Raw genomic sequence first — 17,607 nt, 5'->3', positions numbered from 1 at the left:
TAGCCAAGTCGCTTGTTGTAAGCAGTCCGCGAAGCGGCGGCTTACGGCAAGCGACGTAAGTCGCCGAGCCATTGTTAGCAAGGAGCGCAGCGGATTGCTAACAACAACATCTGTTTTAACGAAACGAATATACGGAAAATTTCGCTTAACCAACCCTATACGTGTTTCGTTATTTGACTTTTCTTTCTACATAAGATATTGATATATTTGTATTTAAAAAATAAAACCGCACAAATAGCGAAACAAAATATTATAAAATACTATTTCCCTGATATGAATAGCGAAATCATACTTGAAACCTTCGAAAAGAGATTGCTGATGCAGAGATATGCTGGCAATACCATTAGATCGTACAAGGATTACGCTAGTATATTTCTTAAACATGTTAGCAAATATCCCTCCCTTGAAGAAATTCCACTGTCAGATATTGAGGCGTTTATAAACGAAAAAGTTCAAAATGGGAAAATTAGTGTTTCCTATCAAAAAGGATTAGTGGGCGCAATCAAGAAGATGTACGAACTGATATTGGACAAAAAAATCCAACTGGATTACTTATACCCGAAACGCTCATTTTCTAAATTACCTAAATTCTTTTCAAAAGAAGAAGTAAGAAATATTCTCGATAACACTCAAAATCTAAAACACAAGGCTATTCTGATGACAATCTATAGTTGTGGACTACGTCTTAGCGAACTGTTGAATCTCAAAATCAAAGACATAAAATCTTCCGATGGAATTATCAGAATCCATCAAAGCAAAGGTAATAAAGATCGGATTGTATCATTACCAGACAAATTGCTGGCGACTTTGAGACATTATTATCAAGCATAACTTGGCGCACATACTTCGCCTGGCCGGCGGATAAGGCGATTACCTCATCATTATAGACAACGATCGTACCTGTTAAACAGACAAATATCAGCACCAGTGCCGAAGCCAAACTAGGCCATAAATGCAGCCAAGCTATTGTTTTGGTAAACCATGATTTATTTTTACTTCCTTTTTTGATATGTGCGGCCATAAACAGCTTGTGGATAATCTATATTTTATTTAAACTGATTCTTAATAGCGTAAATATAGAAAAAATATCCACGTGGTTTATAAACTAAACAAGATAGCAACGTTTTAAAATAGGCAATAGCAATTGGTATATTTATTGAGGCAAGGGAGGGCAAGTATTTTTAATAAGCGTATATGAATATTCTCCCTTCCTTATTTCTCTTTTTAAAACTGGTAGGTATCCAAGCCGCATCTGGCATCTATTATCAGCAAGATCAATTGTATATCGTATCTGATAATAGTCCGTATCTCTATCAATATGATATGCAGGCATCCCAGCTGCACAAAATACAGCTAGACAGTACCCAGCAGCAGGAAATGGTCAGTAAAAAGGAAAAAGCAGATTTTGAGGCACTCTATGCCATTAATGATACCTTAGTCGTTGTTGGTTCAGGCTCAACATCCGAAAGAGAAACAGCATTCATTTACCATCAAAAAGATCAATCCGTGCAACGCGTATCCCTGGCACCACTTTTCCGGCAAATGCGGAAAATCGGGAAGGTAGATGAAGAGAATTTTAATATTGAAGGTATTGCTTACGCAAATGGCACCTGGTATTTTCTCAATAGAGGCAATGGGCCTAAACATCAAAATGTAGTATTCACCTTCAACGGAAATGCCCAATTGCAGTTTCAAGCTACCAGTTTACAAGCCAAGCACCTTAAACTACCGTCCATACACGGTCAGCCCAGTGGTTTTTCGGATGCATTGCTTTTAGATAATCGCCTCTTTTTCATTGCCACTGCAGAAAGTAAGGCCAGCAACTATGAAGATGGAGATAACATGGGCAGCTATATCGCTTATATCAACCTGAAAAACTGGAAAATAAGTCCCATTCAATCCCTTTCTAAAACAAAAAAGCTCGAAGGATTATCCATATATCAGCAATCGGACAGTACCAAAACGTTTTTGTTATGTGAAGATCCTGACGATGAAACCAACACCAACTGCCCGGTGTATCGGTATGATTTTATTATCAATAGCAGGGAATAAGTTCCAGCATCAATCATTGCCCCCTGGTACATCCTTTTACATCAAGTATTAACGTTCGGGAAAACATAGTAGTTTAGCACCATATTTTAGTATTTTAGCCCATGTCAAATCTGTAAGATCATGAAACAATTTGTTCTGAATGGCTATCATATACACGACATACCAACTTTTTATGAAGAAGTAAATCGTGTATTTATGCAGGAGGCAGACTGGAAGCTGGGCGAGAGTTTAGATGCATTTAACGATCTCTTGTACGGTGGCTTTGGAGCCCTTGCCGGTAATGAACCCTTTCAGCTCATCTGGAGAAATTTCGAGCAGAACAAGCAAGATCTGGGTAAAGCACTTACACAAGCCTATTACCAGAAAAAGCTGGAACAACCCGCCGTATTTAATACCCCATTCTTCACCAAACAACTTGATGATTTGAATAAGGGGAAAGGCAAAACCTATTTCGACATTATTCTCGAGATTATCTCCAGTCATACCCATATCGAGCTCGTTGCACAGTAAAACAATCTTGCCATCGGCTTTTAATTGATATCTAAAAATGTTTCGTAAATTTCGTTCATCATAAAAGGAAATTTACTATGGCAGAATTTTGGGAAGAAGCCTTTAAAAATAAACAAGAAATGTGGGGATTAGAACCTGCGCAATCCGCTGTTTTAACCCATGATTTCTTTGTTTCGCATGGCGTAAAAAATATCTTAATTCCGGGCATTGGCTATGGGCGAAACGCGAAGATTTTTAAAGACAGCGGCCTATCGGTAACCGGAATTGAAATCTCCCAAACGGCAATTGATCTCGCGCAAAAACATTTCGGCAAGGATTTAACCATTTATCACGGTTCGGTAACCGATATGCCTTTTGATCAGGCGCTGTATGACGGTATATTTTGTTACGGACTGATTCACTTATTGGATAAGGACGAACGGATAAAGCTCATAAGCGACTGTTATAAGCAACTGGCACCCGGTGGTTACCTGGTTTTTACCACCATAACCAAAGAAGCCCAAACCTACGGCCAGGGAACCTTAATTAGTAAAGACCGCTTTGCGCTATTTGGTGGTGTAAACCTATTCTTTTACGATGAGGCAACCCTACAAGAAGAATTTGGCAAAGCTGGTTTATTTGAAATCACCACCGTAACAGAGAACTATCCTTTTTATTTAATAAAGTGCCAAAAGAAACCCTAATGCACATCATGCCCCCTCTTTTTACATTAAATACCGTTTCGGAATAGGTATAGCTATCCACATAATCTAACCAAACGATATTGTTGCCAAATTTCACTTCATGTGTTCCAGAAACTGTTGGGTTTTTAATTGACATCCATTTATTCCTCCCCCATCCTTATTAAAAAACATTTCATAACATTAACTTATCAATTAAATAATATTTAATTTTATTTATAATACTTATCTTGCTAGCTGAGACAATGCATTAATACTGATTAATGATTACCAAGATGGCGTTGATTTTTCGGCGTTCAAAAAACCTTAATGATGATTTAAACAGCAAACCATGAAAAAAACAATTTTCAGTCCACATGGCCTCACCAGAACAGTCTTGGCCTTAACCGTGGCCCTCTCTTTTTCCGCGTGTAAACAAGAAACGCTGAATCCCGCTAATAGCTCGGCAAAAGCATCCGCTTTAAAAGCACCCAGCTTAGCCTTACAAGCCAACGGAAACCCCTTCAAAGTCTTGTCTTTCAACATCAGGCACAACGCCGACGGCGACCCGCAGAGCCTTGACGAACGCAAAGGGAACATTCGCCAGATTATTGTAGACAATACGCCCGATGTATTTGGGTTGCAAGAATTCTCCGACAACTTCTTTGAAGATTGGTTCAGAGCGCAGATGGCCGACCTGGACTACGGCGAATATTACGACACCAGTATTACTGGATCACCCAAAACCATCTTCTTTAAAAACAGTCGCTTTACCCTGCAAAGAAGCGGCACGGCACGCTTAGGCGCTGCAGGCACGACCAATACCGCCACCTGGGTAGTATTAAAAGATAAAATTACCGCCAACAGCTACTTTATCAGCAACAGCCACTGGCAGTATGATTCCCAACCCAAGAGGATCGAAAACTCCAACGCGCTGGCAGAAATGGTGAAGCAAGAAAATACAGACAAGCTGCCCATAATTGTATTTGGCGATCTTAATGCCAAACCCGGAACAACCGAAATAAAAAGCCTCCAGAGCGCACTGGGTGTAGTAGATGCCCTCGGAGACCGTGACGGCGATCTGACTTTTCATGGCTGGGACGCTACCGGAAATTCAAAAATAGACTGGATTATGAGCGATAGAAGCATGGCTTTTACCTCTTCAAAAGTTATCACCACCAGCTATAACGGCAAGTGGCCTTCCGATCATTGGCCCGTTGTAGCCACCTATATGCCGAGCATATTTGGCGGCGCGCACGTAGATGATCACGGTAAGAGCGGCAGCAGCAATACCAGCTTTTATTTTGCCGATGTAAATGGCGACGGCAAAAAAGATAAAATCTACTGGAACCGTACCTACGATAGCGGCAAGCCACAAGTATTCCTGTCTAATGGAGACGGCACCTTTGCTACCAACGCCGTTGTACATAGCGCATCGGCCTCTACACTCAGCACGAGCCGTTACCATTTTGCAGATATCGATGGCGATGGTAAGGCCGATCTCATTTTATGGGATCCCACCTTAAATGCCGGCCATACCCGCGTTTACCTGGCCACAACGGCGGGCAATTTCAGCGCTAGCGCAGTAGACAACCCCGAAGGAACCAGTGCCGGTAAAACCACAGTATATCATTTCGCCGATGTGAACGGTGATGGTAAAGCAGACAAAATTTATTGGAACTCCACCTACGATTCGGGCAAGACCCGCGTATACCTGGCCACATCGGGAGGCAGCTTTAGCCCCAGTGTGGTTCATGGCGCAGCAGGCGCCAGTACCACTGCCGGTACCACCTTCCATTATGCCGATGTGAATGGCGATGGCAAGGCCGATAAAATCCTATGGCATCCCAGCTTAAACTCTGGAAAAACGATGGTTTACCTCGCTAACGGTGATGGTAACTTTACCGCATCAACCTCATTTAGCAACTCGGGTGCCACCAGTGTTTCGGCATCAACCACTTTTTATTTTGCCGATGTGAACGGCGACGGCAGGGCTGACAAAATCTATTGGCGACCAGATCTTTACCTCGGTAAAATAAAAGTTTACCTGGCTAGTACCAGCAATACCTTTGATGGCCCGATCTATTCACTGAGGGGTACTTCACAAAGCGCTAATACCTATTTTTATTTCACCGATATTACCGGTGACGGAAAAGCAGATCAAGTTCGTTGGAATTACGGCGAAAATGATGGCGCTCTGAAGAATTACTTTGCCAAGTAAAGGTAATAGCCCATGTAAATGAGGATGTCTAAAAAGCTCAAACCGTCATATCGAGGTAGCGTAGCGAAATGGAGATATCTGTTAATCGCGTATCACAAATAGCAGATTTCTCCGCTATATTTCATTCCGGTCGAAATGACAACCTTTTTAGACACCTTTCTTCATTTTGCACTATGATAGTGCATTTTTAGTAATATTTTGCACTATGATAGTGCATTTTGATATACGATTGCAGCAAATTATCAATCAAACCTTGGGGTCTAAGAGGAAGAAAATAAAACCCATTCGCCCACATAGCGCTATCAATATCGGTTTAATCCGGTATGGACAATGAACAGAAGATTGTCCATACCGGACTACCCTACCATCATCTATCCTTCGTAGTTCTACCCATGCAAGCCTCGCGAACAGCTTCCACATCCAGCCCTTGGTAATGAGCAAAATCTTCAATCGATACCTGCTGGTGCTCCTTCTTACCTAAAGCGGCATGGATATCCCGCAACAGTTTCTGTGCATGTCTCAGTCCTTTACCAGTAATAATCGTTACATCCTTTGGGTAGATAAATAGTCTATATCGGTTCATGAAATAAAGGTTTTTGTGACCTCCGGCCTCCTGCCGAAAGTCTGGTTAACATTATCTGGCTCATCGCCTATGATGCTCCACCCCTTCTTTTCCCGCTACTTTGCCGCTAGTTTACCGCTTATTGCCCGCCTTTACTACCCCTAAGGCGGATATAGGGTGAATATACCGTGGATATGCGGCGGATAGCGCACGAAGGGAAGGCGAGATTAGCCTTTCTCATTATGGCAACAAAGATAAGCGCCACAAGCATGACATTCAAGACCTATTTACGTATAAGTAGGTCTAAAAGCGAACAGAAAGGCCTTCTGCGAACGGCGCTATTTTATTTTACTACACATTTGTGCCGTTGTCAACGCAGACGCATCCGACAGGTAAGCAAAGCCAAGCGGGCCCCTTGGTACAGCACATTACCAGAACGAACGTCAGCATCAATTTTAACTATTATGGCACAACAAAAAAGTTTCATCAAATTAGAAGGAAGAATCGGGGATTTAACCTTCTACAAAACCCAAAATGGGTATCAGACACGAGAAAAAGGCGGCGTTAGCGCCAGTAGGATTGCTACCGACCCGAAATTCCAACGTACTCGGGAAAACAATGCCGAGTTTGGCCGCGCCAATGCTGCAGCTAAGCGGTTTCGCGATGCGTTACGCGCTTTCATCCAGCTCACTTCGGATGCCAAGATGACTAACCGATTGAACAGCCGGATGTCTCGCGTCGTTAAAGCTGATACGGTAAGCGATCGTGGCGAGCGCCAAGTGTTGAATGAAAATTTGGGTATCCTGAATGGCTTCGGGTTTAATAGTGCTGCATCACTTTCCAATACTCTTTTCGTTAAACTAGAAAGTAGCATAGACCGTAGTACCGGTGCCGCCTTGGTATCGATACCAGCATTAAATCCGAAGGTTGTCATTGCCAAGCCTGAAGGGGCTACCCATTATCAGTTCAGTGCAGCACTGGCTAGCGTAAACTTCCATTCGGAAGAAGCTGAATTCAGCTTTGCCATGGAAGAAAGCGATGTGTTGCCTTTAGCCGATCTGGGTGAGGCGCTGGAGCTTGCACCCACCCTTGCTCCGGAAACTGAGCTGCCTTTATTCCTGGCCTTCGGTATTTCCTTCTACCAAGAGGTGAACGGCAAGCATTATCCACTCAATAATGGCGCTTACAATGCGCTTTCCATCATCAAAATTGACAAAGGATGATAACCTTGCATCTTTTCAGGACCTATTATCCTGAAGGCACAAACGGTTTGCTCGCGCATGCGGGCAAACCCGTTTGCCAGACCATTGAGCTGCCTTGGCGTCATAACCGTCGGTCGGTAAGCTGCATACCCGAAGGCCGTTACCAGCTGATCCGCCGCATGCACTTTAAGCACGGAGACCAGTTGGCCATCAGCCATGTGCCCAATCGCGAAGCCATCCTTATTCATCCGGCCAATTTCGCTTTGCATGAATTGCAAGGCTGCATTGCCCCGGTACACCGTTGCACCGGCCCCGGGCAAGGAGCCTATAGCCGTAAGGCCTTACAACGCCTGAAAAACCTGGTTTATCCTGCCCTGGCCACCGGCCAACGGGTATACCTGGTGATTACCGAGCAGCAGCTTGAAAGCCGAAAGGCCGACGAAATCCTTGATGAATCCCTTAATCCAACATTATGAAAACAATAGATCAACAAAAACAGCCATCCCAAAAACCGGTTCAGGCCATCGTTACCCAAATTAAAGAAGGCTTGCACCTTGCCGCGCAGCTTATTCTGGCATCGCCCATAAAACTACCCCTTCGGTTAGTGAAAGGAGCCAAATATGTTGCCTTGGCTATCGGTTTATTCGATCAAATCCTTCATCATCAAGGTGAAGATGATCCGGCAGCAGACGCCAACAATGCACGCCATGAAACGGATGCAACTTAGCTTAGGTACCGCCAGCGGTACCTTGCTCAGCACCTTGCCCCTCATTGGTACGCAAGAGCTATTACGGACGATCATCTTGGCAGCCATTGGAGCCCTCGTGAGCTTTTTGGTCACGTTAGTCTTACAGCGGTTTCGCAAGAAAAGATAAACCGGCACGCAAGCAGCTGCTCTTTTTAAAGATGGCTGCTTGCTTACTACTAGGCAGTATTCTGTACTTCATGCCCCACCCGATTAAGCCATCGCTTCAATTCCCGGGTTTTCTTCCGACTCAAATTAATTTCATCAGCAGCAGATGGATCTAAGAAAACCCTCCACCTTGAGCCCCCCAATTCGCTTTTGTTTATTAAGGCCCTTTTATTGACGATGATAGCTCTGCTCAGCCTGAAAAAATGATCGTGCGGTAATTTTTGCATTAAACTATCCAGCGAACGGTCGAACACCAGCGATTCTAGCGCAAATGTTTTCAAAAAGTACTGTCCTTCCACCAATTCGAAATAAGCAATATCGCTCAATTTAACGCCAATAAACCGCTCATCCATTGTCCAAGGTTTACGCCCTGGCAAGAAACGGATCAGGTTCAAACCCAACTGACGGGATTTTGGCTTCTCGGGTAAAAGAGGCTGAAAGGCCTCCAGTTTTAGCTGATGAGTGTACATACGCGTTTCCAACACCTCTGCATAGCGTGGCCGCCGGTAATCTTTCCAGAAAGAAAGCACGAGGTAAAGCCCATTTAAACAGAGCAACATCACGGCAATGTATTGTCTTTCATAGATGGGATAGCTGGTATCGTTAATGTCTACATTGTAGCCATAGCTAAAATAAAAAGCGGCCAGTTTAGCCGCAAGGTAAATTGCCGGGAGATAAACCCAGCCTATCTGGAAGACTATACGGCCAAACTTCAATAAATCTTGATGGGCATGCAGCAGCCATAGTCTATCCAGGAAAAGGCTTAAAAAATGGGTATAACCTATCAGCAAGATTGCAATGGCATAACTTCCGGCCATAGCCAATTTGAATGCCGGATGTTTGATAATTTCAGGGATGCTTAGTTCTTCGCCGAAGATGACGAGCAAGAAAGCCGCAATAAACGCCAAGCTATGCAATAGCCACCATTTGGGGTAACCCTTATCGGATAGTAACCGTATATTCATGTTTGTCTGTATTTGGTTTAATGTTCTAATTAACAAAAAAAATGTCAGTTCACGATTAAAAGTATGTCAGTTCACGGTTTTTACCCTTCCAATACCTTGCAAAAACACGTTATCCCTATTTACTTAGCTCACTTATTTTTTAATTAACATCATAATTTATCACTATGTCTACATTTCCATTTACCACGAATGGGGCCGAACAATTTTTTTCCGCCCTTTATCAATTATCTGAAGACGCATTACAAGAAGAAATTATGCTGGTACAGCAAGACTTCAAGGCGTGGATTGCCCAGCATTTTGTATTAAGTGAAGAGCAGCAGGTATATTTAGCCGGTTTGTCTCAAAACTTTGCCCAAAGTGCCGGGGCGCTAACCGCATCAGCCATGAGTTACCGTTTACCGGTTATTCTGATAAAGCCCGAAGGGAACTCCGGCCAGTTGCGCAAAGGCAAATTGGTAGATACGAAGAATAACATCGTTATCCAACATGCGGAAGATCAGGACGAAGCCAGTGGTGAGGTGATCTTCACCATCAGTTATTAAGATCCATTCAGATACACCTCGATGAAAACCTATGGATTAACCAAGCCTTTGGTAAGCAAGCAGATGCTCCAGTTTGCCAGCCAATGGACTTAAAAAGAAAGGAGGATACCATGCTCTACCCCAGCGGATTTACTTGACGGAAAGGCAACCTAACCAACCAACTGAAATCAACTTATTTCGGTAAACCACTAACCCTATACTCATGAACCGATTTTTTACTTATGCAGCACAATATTGTCCATTAACGAAGGAAGAAAAGCAATTTATTAACGCGCACGCGCGGACACGCACCTACAACCGGCACGATTATTATTTATTGGCCGGTGAGGCCAAAAACAATTGGTGTTTCGTTTTAGATGGCGCAGCGGCCGGTGTTAAAACCAATGACGAAGGCGAAGAATCGCTGCAATGGTTAAGCGTTAAGCATCAATATTTTACCGGCACCAAACATCCCTTTAGCGAGCGGAGCCATGGGCTGCAAGTTCAGTTTTTGCATCCCACAGCGCTGATGGAATTGCCGTATACTTACCTACGCGAAGCACAACACCAGTATCCGGCATTTGCCGAATTGCTCCAGGTCTTGAAAGAACAAAAACTAAGATACTTTCAGTCTTTGACAAAAATATTAAAATTACCTGCCAGAGAGCGGCTTCACAAAGCCCTAGACGAACTCCATAATTGGATAACACCTTTGCAAGTTGACGAAGTTTGTTCACTCTTAAACATTTCTCATCCCATGTACTATAATGGGCTGCACAAGTATTTAAAACAGTGGTAAAATGTACGTGTTATTTTGATTTATGTTTTATTAATAGTTATTTGGCCACTCCAAAGTTTTATAACCAACAATATTCCTATGAACGAAACATTTACCTACGAAGCTTATATTAAATTTTTCATTTGGCTATTTAGCCCTGTATATTTCCTCTTTTTCATCTTATTTGGGCTATTGGTCTTTAACAGTATTCAACACGGAATGCCATTGGTTGAAATGGTGTTTTCAATTTTTATTGTCGGCCTATGCCTTTCCGCTATTGGGCAAGGAATTTATTATATGCTGTACTTTTTAAGTTGGAAACTCAACATCACTCAAACCACAATAGAAATACACTATTTGAGGAGGCACAAGGTGTACTACCTACGCGATATCCTTTATTACGAATACCGTATGGGCACGCTACATTTGATACCATCTCATGAGCCAAAAGATTCATTAAGAATTAGTTTATTTGTAAAGCACGTACATCGTATAAGTTTCTTTTGTTATCAGCATTTTTACACCCATTCAAATCAAGCATATGAACTCGATGCTATCACCAATAACGTCATCCACGGCAGGCATCTAACAGATCGAATAAAAAAATTCATGCACTTTACAAAAGTAAACCGCATCATCCATGTGGTTTTACTTGCCATCTCGATTTTCAACGTGCTATCCATGGCCAGTTTCCCCTTTTTGCTGTATACGGTATCCCTTACACCCCTATTTGTACTTTGGTGGGTAGGTTATAGCAAAGGGATGGTTGATCTAAGTTTCGAAAAAGGTATAAGCCCTGATGGTATTGTATTATTTCTTATCAGTATTGCCTCGCTATTATTTTGCCACTTCAATTTTATCGTTGTCAATAATTTGTATTTCTTTTTGCTAGGCTTCATTCCGGCATATTTGATTTATCGCTATTTTCTATCCAAACCATCGATTAAACAACATCTAACCAAACCCATTTTTATAGGTATTATGGTTGTTTTACCCTTGTGGGGACAAGCCCTTTTAAAGATTCTGAACAGTACGTTGGATTTCGGGCAAAATGGGCAAACATCCCAGGCAGTAGAATCGAAATACTTTTCGGAGGTTAAAGATAATTTCCTTCCAACCGTTGTTTTTGAAGACTCCCCCCATAATATAACAAGCAGCATTGTTGTGCCGTATCAACTATACGAGAAGATACAAGCACAAGACACGATCTATCTTCCGGTTCATAAGGGCGCATTCGGAGTAAGTTGGACACATTACGTTTACCTCGGCTCCCGTGCCCGCAAAATCAGTATTCATTCCAAGTCTTTTAAAAAATAACCTACAATAACTATCAAGCCTTTTTATTTGGACACTTCTCTCTACGAAAAATATTTCAATTAATTTCTACAACCAGTTCAATATTTACGCCTTTTCTCCAGGCTACCTTTGCTTTTATGGAAACGATTGGTAGAAGAGCCAGATCGTAGGCAATAGTTCCATATACCAGCCGGCCACCGATGACAGCGCGATATCCCTTCATCAGCGGCCCGCTGGTTAAAAAGGATAGACCATGAAGAAAAAAGGAGCTAACATGAAGCAATATATCCGGCATCGGCATCAAAAAATCAAATCTTGGCTAGGGCAAAAAGAAATCAAGACAAAATTGATTTCAGCGGCACTTTGCCTATTATTCTTCTATGCCGCCTATAGCAAGTTGAGTGATTATGACGGCGCTTTGCAGGATATGCGAAATCAGGTGTTCCCAAGAGCAGTAGCCGATGTTTTCACTTGGTTTATTCCCTGTTTAGAATCACTGGCCGTTCTCCTATTGCTCTTCCCTTCCGGTCGTATTGCCGGTTTATGGTTATCCTTCGGACTGATGGCGGTTTTCAGCTTATACATCGCCATCGTGATGACAAAGGTTTTCGGGAGAGTACCCTGCAGTTGTGGCGGTATCCTAGAAGATATACCCTACCCTGTACACCTAGCCTTCAATCTTGTTTTTGTAGCGCTAGCCGTCTGGGGACTTTATTTGCAAAACCAATGGATAAAGCTAAAATATATGTTTCACTTTAAGCGCAGAAAGGAGGTTGCCCCAGAAATTGGATGAAGAGCCCATGCAGGATGAAGAGCCTCCCCTGCCATACCGTTAACATAGAGTACTAATTAACCGAAGGATATAGGCTTCGAGGTATCCCGGAGGTAAAAACCAAGGCTGTTAACATACTGTGCAGCCATAAAAATTTTATTAAGATGAAAACGTTAAAAAAAGTAATCGCAAAAATCAAGAAAGAAGTAAAAGAAGTGAATGGATATGCCGCTGTAGGTTTTATTGCCATGAGTTTGTTCCTGTTTGCATTCAAAACGGAGCCCTTAACCCGAGAAGCTAATAATGCAAGGGCCGAACAGACCTGGTTTTTCAACGGCAATGACTTATCACAGGCCAAAACTGAAAGTGCTTATCAAGCTACGCCAACAGGCCAATGCAACGGCATCGAAGAAGTACCTTGTGAAATAAGCTTTGAAGCCAATGATTATATGACGCCTGCTACTAATACCCCATTGAAGAATTATTTAGATGCCCATCCCACTGTCAATGATGTTTTAGACGATGCGCAAGAGGTTAGGTCAGCACAGTAAGTATGAACATGCTTATCCATTGGAAAGAGCTCCGGTAATGGAGCTCTTTTATTTATCGTGGATTTTGCTCCATTCCCGAAAGTGCGATGATATCTTCCGGTAAAGGAAGTGCATACCGTAGATCATTAGGTTCCAGCCGATAAACCTCGCCCTTAACGGTTCTAGACAGCATAATATTATTACCCTCCTTATTCAGGCGTTTAATATCCGGCCAACGTAACCCCCTAAAAACCAACTCTTTCCTCCGTTCTTGCCATATGCGCCTTAACAAAGCATCTTTATCTGTTAACTCAAGTGGTTTGAACGTATCATCGTAGCGGTTTTTCAACAACTCATTAAGATCATGCAAGCCATCCTCCATCCTTCCAAGCCGCACACAACCCTCAGCATGTATCAACATCAACTCATCTGTGGCAAGGCCCGAAAACAACGTGGCCCCTCCTTCATAACTTCCTTTAAAAAGTTGTGCTTCCCCATCAGGACTGGCTTTAAAAAATAAACGTTTCCGAAGGTCATGCTCGTCGTACAACGCGAGGAGGTCAGGACTTATCCTAGCTCTTGAAGGGCCTAAAGGCCCGGGCGCCGGAATATAACACTCCATAATCACCTCTTCATTTAGTTTAGAAAATGGATAAGTAGCAGACGGATCAAGTGAATTATAATCCATCAGGTCGGCTTTGAGTTGCATACAAGAATCCGCATAACTCAAGGCATGCGAATAATCGCGCATAAAGAAATATGTTCTGGACAAGTAACCATACGCTGCTGCTTTACTCGGCCTGAGCGGTGTCAGCGATATATTAGGTAGCAACGCAACAGCCATTTGGAGATCTTGAATAATCTGCTTATACGTCTGTTCAAGCGTTGATCGTTTTGAGAGCTCGTTAAAATTCGCTGTCAAGCGTAATGGGATACCCAAATTTGAGGTAGCATTTTCATCATAGGCCAAGGTCCATATCTCTGCCAATCGCAAAAAACTTTCCGCACGAAATACCAGAGCCTGCCCACGCACATTATCTGCATTGTTGCCCTGTGCAGAAATCTTCTCCAACCCATCGAGCACCGTATTTGCTACGAAAACCACCTCGTACAGCTTAGACCATTCATTCGAAGATGGCAAAAATAGGTTATCCGGCTGCCAGGTATACATGTCCTGAAAAAACGTATTCGCAAGCCCTTCCCAATCTCCATCCGTCAGGAAGTAATCGTCAGCACTGATCTCACCCGACCCCGCGTCGCGATTGTTCATTGTCGGATAGTAGTCTAGCAAAGCCTGCAGATCGCTTACCTGCGATGGCACCGCGTATTTCACGTTAGGTTTCTCATCCAAAAACTTTTCACAACTGCTCAATGTCAGTAATACTCCAAAAAAGCAGCACTTAAAAATAGGTATAGTTAATTTTTTCATTTTCGTTGCTATTAAAATGTTCCTCTAAAACCAATGGCATAAGTCCGCGGCGATGGTATTTGGTAAGTACCATAATCGGGGTCAATTCCCTGTTTGTTTGCCCGCCAAAGAATGCCTACATTATTGATATTAACATAAAAAGAAAAGGTCTTCAGGGCATCACCTCTTGCCAACCAACCACTCATATCATAGCTCAAGTTAATGTATTGAAGGCGGATGTGATCGCCTTTTTCAACTGTCGCTTCAGAGCCATTAAAAAACTCATCACGGGAAGGATTTAGTGGATAAATTGCTGAAGGGATATCAGTGAAGCGTTCATCGCCGGCATTCTCCCAGCGCTTCCCATAATCGTCATGCCCTTTACCCGTTACCGCCAACGCACTGTAATCGATTGATCCTCTCCTGAAGTAATAACCGTATTTGTAGGTCAGTTGCGCGGTCAAGGTAATCCCTTCAAAAGTTAAACTGTTGCCCAAACTTCCAAAATAAACAGGCAGCACCGGGCCATGATATACCAGATTGTCTACCAAGACATCAGGGCCCAGCAAAGCCGTATAATCTTCACTGATCTGCCCTTTATAATAGCCCCGCGGAGCACCCGTATCGGGGTTCAGCCCTGCCCAAGCATAAGACAATACCGAATAAACGGGCTTTCCCTCCAATCCGGTAACATTAGTAGCGGCGCTGGTACCGACAAAGTTTCTCGCACTGGCCGAAGGGAAGTAATTCTCGGTAATCTTATCCGTATTATAGCTAAGGTTAAGCTGACTGGTCCATCTAATCCTATCAGTTGTATTCACGCTATTCAGCTCCAAGTCGAATCCGCTTCCCTTCATTGCTGCGACATTCTTTACAATAGAAGAACCGATACCGCTTGTATAATCGAGCATTTGGATTCCGAAGAGATCTTTTCCTTTTTTACGGTAATAATCAACACTTCCGTTAAGTCGGCTTCCAAAAAGCCCAAAATCCAGCCCTACATTTACAGTGGAAACTTTTTCCCATTTAAGATCAGGATTGGCATAACGCTCTATGCGGGCATATGGTGTACCCGTATAAATCGAGTTGCTCAGAAATGAAATCGTTGTCAAGGCAGAACGCGATTGATCCACATTACCGCTAAAACCATAGGTTGCACGGAGTTTCAAAAAATCTATCCTATCACTTTTGAGGAAGTTCTCATCGGATAGCAACCAGCTCAATCCGGCAGACCACAACGGTGTCCATTTGTCGTTTGTTGCCACACCAAATATGTTGGAAGCATCTCTACGCGCGCTGCCGCTCAACGTATATTTCCCCCGATAGGTATAGGCGGCATTAGCAAACAATGAAACAAAGCGGTTGGTAAACTTACCCAAACCATCCATATTGGGAATATAACGCCCACTTCCCGTAATAAAGGTTGGGAAATAGGTTGTATAATCCACCAGCGCGCTACTTAAAACCTCTTCGTTTACCCCATACTGCCTGAACGTGGTTGATATTGTTCTGGCATCTCTAATTTCGGCACCACCCAGGGCGTACAAACTATTGCTTCCCCATTCTTTCTGATAATTCAATTGGCCTCGAAGATTATTTACCGAAAGCTTACTGTCTGAGAAATCATATATTCCACCAACTGGTATCGCGTAATTCCATTCTCCACCTGTATTTACCTGCGTAAAGAGATTGATCAGATCGCGCGTGTAATAACTATCCCTACCCTGCTCTAATGTGCCCTTTACAGTCTGTTGCTCATACTGGTGCAAGACCTGTAACGTGATATTTTTGGTGGGACGATATACCAGCCCAGTATTCAGCAGCACGTCACTTGTACTCTCGGTATTGCGCACGTGTTTATAGTTATCTAAGGGATAATATTTCCAATCCAATAATTTCCCCTGCCCTACTGTATCAATGTAGGCCATACGGTAATCCTTAACGATGCTCAGCGGCTGCCCTTCAGTATCGGCCAGACGCGCATAAGGATACAGGTTGCCATAAGCGGAAGTTACCGAATTATAACCTTCTTTTCCGCTGTTTGCCTGTGTTTTCGTAAAATAAAGCGAAGAGCTTAGGTCCAGATTTTTCAGTATTCTATAGGAATAATTGTAACGCAGGTTAAGCCGTTGGGTCTTTGCATGCAATTCATCCACATTATGGTCATAGCCCGCACTTAAATAATAAGATGACCGCTCGGATCCACCGTCAAATGCAAGCGCATACTGTTGGTTAAAAGGCCTCGAATAGACTGCTGAAAGAAAATCATTCCGTACGTCATGATTTTTTAAAGCTCCAATTTCGGCAGCATCGGGATTAACCCCGCCAGCCAATAGTTCGACTACCGGCGTGAGCGCCGGCTGGTTGGGATTGCCAATCATGGCATCATAATAGCCGTTACCATAAAGCCCAATTTCATAATCAATATAATCTGCCGGTTTCATCTGTTTCAGGTAAAACAGATCGCTTTTCTCTGCCGTGCTGAAATTGCTATTGAATGTTACGCGGTTGAGATGGTTAAAACCACCTTTTTTGGTCGTTATAACAATTACGCCATTGCCCGCTTTTGCTCCCCAGATGGAGGCCGCAGCAGCATCTTTCAAGATCGTGATATCCCTGACATCATTCGGGTTAATGTTATTGATATCTCCCTCATAAGGAAAATTGTCTACCACGATCAATGGCCCTTTGATCCCTTGAATGGTACTCAAGCCCCTAACCGTCAAGCCGATTCCCGTTCGTTTGTCATCTGACAGACCGTTAGCAATCGGCGCCAAACGACTGAGAACATCTGTGCTGACCTGTTGGTTGAACAGCTTTTCATCAACATGGCTAAAAGCGCCCGTAGCACGTTCCCTGGACAGTGTCTGGTAACCGGTAGATATCGTCACCTCCTGCAACCTGTTACTTCCCTCCTCCAGCAGCACAACAAGCGCGTTTGTTAATGGCAACTTTACGCTTAACTCCTTCGTCTGATAGCCAACATGGGATAACGTTAATAAAGCCGAATCTGATTGCGCTATGAGGTTGAATTCACCTTTATAGTTAGTACGTGTAACAGGCCCATCTTTGCTAATTTTTACTGTAACGTTTGACAACAGTTCTTTCTTGGAACGGGAGAGTACTTTCCCCCAAATCTTATACTGTGCATTACAGACCGTTAATCCCGCCAGCCATACACAAAAGACTGTGAGGCCATAAAATAAAATTTTCATGTA

20 protein-coding genes are annotated in these 17,607 nt (G+C 43.1%); 14 read left to right on the top strand and 6 right to left on the bottom strand.

All coding sequences use genetic code 11. The features are described from left to right. The first annotated feature begins 273 nt into the window (after positions 1–273). Complete coding sequence (locus tag ABD930_RS09580) at positions 274–831, top strand: tyrosine-type recombinase/integrase (RefSeq protein ID WP_345231489.1); 558 nt, start codon at positions 274–276, stop codon at positions 829–831. Here ABD930_RS09580 and ABD930_RS21855 read toward each other — a convergent pair. Further along, positions 740–1,021 carry a PepSY domain-containing protein gene (locus ABD930_RS21855; protein ID WP_425571122.1) on the bottom strand — a complete coding sequence of 94 codons (282 nt, stop codon included), beginning with the start codon at positions 1,019–1,021 and terminating at the stop codon, positions 740–742. The genes ABD930_RS09580 and ABD930_RS21855 overlap by 92 nt on opposite strands. Before the next feature lie 173 nt (positions 1,022–1,194). Between ABD930_RS21855 and ABD930_RS09575 the strand changes: the two genes are divergently transcribed. The 4 genes from ABD930_RS09575 (at position 1,195) to ABD930_RS09560 (ending at position 5,442) form a co-directional block, all read left to right on the top strand. Then, positions 1,195–2,052 (top strand): DUF6929 family protein, encoded by an 858-nt coding sequence (locus tag ABD930_RS09575; RefSeq protein ID WP_345231488.1) that lies wholly within the window; start codon positions 1,195–1,197, stop codon positions 2,050–2,052. A 120-nt stretch (positions 2,053–2,172) separates the two neighbouring features. Then, positions 2,173–2,562 carry a barstar family protein gene (locus ABD930_RS09570; protein WP_345231487.1) on the top strand — a complete coding sequence of 130 codons (390 nt, stop codon included), beginning with the start codon at positions 2,173–2,175 and terminating at the stop codon, positions 2,560–2,562. A gap of 77 nt (positions 2,563–2,639) precedes the next feature. Continuing rightward, positions 2,640–3,245, top strand: a complete 606-nt coding sequence (locus ABD930_RS09565) for a class I SAM-dependent methyltransferase (RefSeq protein WP_345231486.1) — start codon at positions 2,640–2,642, stop codon at positions 3,243–3,245. 328 nt (positions 3,246–3,573) lie between these two features. Next, positions 3,574–5,442 (top strand): FG-GAP-like repeat-containing protein, encoded by a 1,869-nt coding sequence (locus ABD930_RS09560; RefSeq protein ID WP_345231485.1) that lies wholly within the window; start codon positions 3,574–3,576, stop codon positions 5,440–5,442. A gap of 367 nt (positions 5,443–5,809) precedes the next feature. On the opposite strand, the gene ABD930_RS09555 is transcribed toward ABD930_RS09560, so the two are convergent. Then, positions 5,810–6,025: a hypothetical protein gene (locus ABD930_RS09555; protein WP_345231484.1), complete on the bottom strand. Its 216-nt coding sequence runs from the start codon at positions 6,023–6,025 to the stop codon at positions 5,810–5,812. Positions 6,026–6,246: 221 nt separating this feature from the next. Between ABD930_RS09555 and ABD930_RS09550 the strand changes: the two genes are divergently transcribed. Genes ABD930_RS09550 through ABD930_RS09535 form a run of 4 tightly spaced genes read left to right on the top strand, consistent with a single transcriptional unit; the run spans position 6,247 to position 8,081 of the window. Further along, positions 6,247–7,227, top strand: coding sequence for a hypothetical protein (locus ABD930_RS09550; RefSeq protein ID WP_345231483.1), 981 nt, complete (start codon positions 6,247–6,249; stop codon positions 7,225–7,227). Then, positions 7,224–7,682 (top strand): DUF5675 family protein, encoded by a 459-nt coding sequence (locus ABD930_RS09545; RefSeq protein ID WP_345231482.1) that lies wholly within the window; start codon positions 7,224–7,226, stop codon positions 7,680–7,682. Before ABD930_RS09550 ends, ABD930_RS09545 begins: the two co-directional genes overlap by 4 nt. Then, positions 7,679–7,933, top strand: a complete 255-nt coding sequence (locus ABD930_RS09540) for a hypothetical protein (RefSeq protein ID WP_345231481.1) — start codon at positions 7,679–7,681, stop codon at positions 7,931–7,933. Before ABD930_RS09545 ends, ABD930_RS09540 begins: the two co-directional genes overlap by 4 nt. Then, on the top strand, positions 7,914–8,081 hold the full coding sequence (locus ABD930_RS09535) for a hypothetical protein (protein ID WP_345231480.1): 168 nt from the start codon (positions 7,914–7,916) through the stop codon (positions 8,079–8,081). The genes ABD930_RS09540 and ABD930_RS09535 overlap by 20 nt, the downstream gene beginning before the upstream one ends. Positions 8,082–8,130: 49 nt before the next feature. Here the strand turns inward: ABD930_RS09535 and ABD930_RS09530 are convergent, their stop codons facing one another. Continuing rightward, positions 8,131–9,084 carry a LytTR family DNA-binding domain-containing protein gene (locus tag ABD930_RS09530; RefSeq protein ID WP_345231479.1) on the bottom strand — a complete coding sequence of 318 codons (954 nt, stop codon included), beginning with the start codon at positions 9,082–9,084 and terminating at the stop codon, positions 8,131–8,133. Between the two features lie 164 nt (positions 9,085–9,248). On the opposite strand from ABD930_RS09530, the gene ABD930_RS09525 reads away from it, so the two are divergent. From ABD930_RS09525 to ABD930_RS09515, 3 genes are all read left to right on the top strand, one after another. Further along, positions 9,249–9,626 (top strand): hypothetical protein, encoded by a 378-nt coding sequence (locus tag ABD930_RS09525; protein ID WP_345231478.1) that lies wholly within the window; start codon positions 9,249–9,251, stop codon positions 9,624–9,626. A 202-nt stretch (positions 9,627–9,828) separates the two neighbouring features. Next, positions 9,829–10,404, top strand: coding sequence for a Crp/Fnr family transcriptional regulator (locus ABD930_RS09520; protein WP_345231477.1), 576 nt, complete (start codon positions 9,829–9,831; stop codon positions 10,402–10,404). Positions 10,405–10,482: 78 nt separating this feature from the next. Further along, a complete protein-coding gene (locus tag ABD930_RS09515) occupies positions 10,483–11,700 on the top strand; it encodes a hypothetical protein (protein ID WP_345231476.1) in 1,218 nt (405 codons plus the stop codon). 55 nt (positions 11,701–11,755) lie between these two features. Here the strand turns inward: ABD930_RS09515 and ABD930_RS09510 are convergent, their stop codons facing one another. Further along, positions 11,756–11,902, bottom strand: a complete 147-nt coding sequence (locus ABD930_RS09510; protein WP_345231475.1) for a hypothetical protein — start codon at positions 11,900–11,902, stop codon at positions 11,756–11,758. Positions 11,903–11,932: 30 nt separating this feature from the next. Here ABD930_RS09510 and ABD930_RS09505 point away from each other — a divergent pair, with 30 nt between their 5' ends. Beyond that, on the top strand, positions 11,933–12,472 hold the full coding sequence (locus ABD930_RS09505; protein ID WP_345231474.1) for a MauE/DoxX family redox-associated membrane protein: 540 nt from the start codon (positions 11,933–11,935) through the stop codon (positions 12,470–12,472). Between the two features lie 143 nt (positions 12,473–12,615). After that, entirely contained in the window at positions 12,616–13,002 is a 387-nt protein-coding gene (locus ABD930_RS09500; protein ID WP_345231473.1) for a hypothetical protein, read from the top strand. A 52-nt stretch (positions 13,003–13,054) separates the two neighbouring features. On the opposite strand, the gene ABD930_RS09495 is transcribed toward ABD930_RS09500, so the two are convergent. Next, entirely contained in the window at positions 13,055–14,410 is a 1,356-nt protein-coding gene (locus ABD930_RS09495; protein ID WP_345231472.1) for a RagB/SusD family nutrient uptake outer membrane protein, read from the bottom strand. Between the two features lie 11 nt (positions 14,411–14,421). Next, a complete protein-coding gene (locus ABD930_RS09490; protein WP_345231471.1) occupies positions 14,422–17,604 on the bottom strand; it encodes a SusC/RagA family TonB-linked outer membrane protein in 3,183 nt (1,060 codons plus the stop codon). Positions 17,605–17,607: the final 3 nt, after the last annotated feature.

Source organism: Olivibacter ginsenosidimutans (genome assembly GCF_039542865.1).
In the GTDB taxonomy this organism is placed as follows: Bacteria; Bacteroidota; Bacteroidia; order Sphingobacteriales; family Sphingobacteriaceae; genus Olivibacter; species Olivibacter ginsenosidimutans.
The sequence above is the reverse complement of the archived record's forward strand: the minus strand, read 5'-3'. Positions and strand labels throughout refer to the sequence as shown.